This window comes from Candidatus Limnocylindrus sp. (genome assembly GCF_040397235.1).
Lineage (GTDB): Bacteria > Chloroflexota > Limnocylindria > Limnocylindrales > Limnocylindraceae > Limnocylindrus.
In genome coordinates, this window is record NZ_JBBAWH010000012.1 from 1 (window position 1) to 1714 (window position 1714).

Consider the following 1714-nt stretch of genomic DNA (forward strand, 5'->3'; position numbering starts at 1 on the left):
TCTCTCTCTCTCTCTCTCTCTCTCTCTCTCTCTCTCTCTCTCTCGCTCTCGCTCCCTCTCTCTCGGGCCGTGAGCGGGCACCACGCTCGCCACACGGCCGTCATGCATGTGGACCGCATGTCCACCAGCTTTGCAATTTTCACATCTCAGCGCAGGAAGACGACGATGACCTCTCGGAAGTGACCGCCGAGGGGGGGGGCTCGGTTGAAACCGACGTTCAACATCGCCTCAATGTTCTCAAGGAACAGGAAACGCAGAGTAGCGCGGTCGTGTGGCCCGGCGTATAACCCACCGCTCACGAAGGGGATCAGCACCGCATCGCAGCCACATGCAGCACAGGCATGCAGGGCGGCGTACACGGCCCAAGCTGCGCCCGCCACCAAGACGGTGAGGTCACGGTCTGCCTGCGCGGAGTACGTCCGGCGCATGGACGAAGCAGCGGGTGCTCGAAGAGGAGCGCGTGCGTTCGGCCCCGCGCAGAAGATGAGGCTCGTTGGGTAGCTCTGGGCTGCGTCGAACGCCGCCGGTGCGGGTGTCTTGACCGACAGGCGTGCGCCCGTGATGCACCAGGCGTCTGCGTACATCCGCGGAATGGCCGTTGTGTAGTCGACCCCCTGGATCGTGGCGAAGTCGGTCCCGCTGGCATCGCGCAGACCGAAGGCCGTAGAGACGCGCGCGAACTCCGTGGACTGCACTGTCCGCGACTCCGAGAGGGTCAGCAGCCAGTTCGACACCACATCCTCCTCCTGCGTTTTGTGACCGGTATGGAGGGCCGCATGGTCCACATCACCATTCAGCGCGCGGCAGGCGCCGCCGGGGCGGCCGGAGTTCGATGCCACGAGCGTGGCGATTCGTAGCGTCGGATCCTGGCGGTGGAGGGCGAGGCCCACCGCGGCCACGCCCCCGGCATCGACTCTCTCGGTGAACAGCACGGCATGGGCGGTGTGGGGAGCCGCAAGGGGCGGGAACATCTGCCTGAGTGAGAAGGGCCGTGCCGGAGAACGTGGGCGGTCTACGTGCCGTGCCGGAGAACGTGGGCGGTAGACCGCCATGCTGAGGCACTGGTTGAGGCCGTGTGGCACACTGGCGGGAGTGCCGTGGCGACTATGGGTATAGAAACTGTCGAAGCGGTACCACCGGTTGCCATCGATGCGATCCACAGAAAAGTGACCGGGCGGGTTGTAGCACACGGCGACAAGGTCGTACGGAATCACGTCGCCCTCCGCGCCCACCATGCGCGGAGGGAGTTTGACAGGCAACGCAGGCGGCAAGGGGGAGGTGTTGGTTCCTCCTCCGAACCATTGGAAGAAGAGGCAATGCTCGGCGTTGGACGTAACGCGTACGCGTGATAGCGGCTGCGCGCAATGAGCACATGGGTGTTTGGTGGCCTTGGGGGCAAGTGCTCTCTCAACCGAAGCCACCACGGTCGTCGAGACAGTGAAGGCAGCTGGCTCCTCCACATGCTGCCCGCTGAAGCCGTGGACGACGCACTCGCGGACGGTGTGCACGCGTAGGTGCGTCGGTGCAGCGCAAGAGGCAAGGATGCGCTCAACGTTGCCACTCGCCGAGCCCGGTTCACGCATCTGTTCGACAACATCCAGCTCCACATCCGCAAATAGCACTCCTGCACGGTCCAGCTCCACATCCGCAATTAGCGCTGCACGGTCCAGCAGCGTGCACCGGGCGAGGCACCGCCGCACGTCGTCGCGCAAAA

The 1714-nt window shown here is 64.7% G+C and carries 1 protein-coding gene; it reads right to left on the reverse strand.

Annotation, left to right across the window (positions count from 1 at the left end):
- Positions 1-146 precede the first annotated feature (146 nt).
- Positions 147-1714, reverse strand: a 1568-nt coding sequence (locus AC3LB0_RS05915) for a hypothetical protein (protein ID WP_488650239.1), incomplete at its 5' end; no start/stop codon positions are given.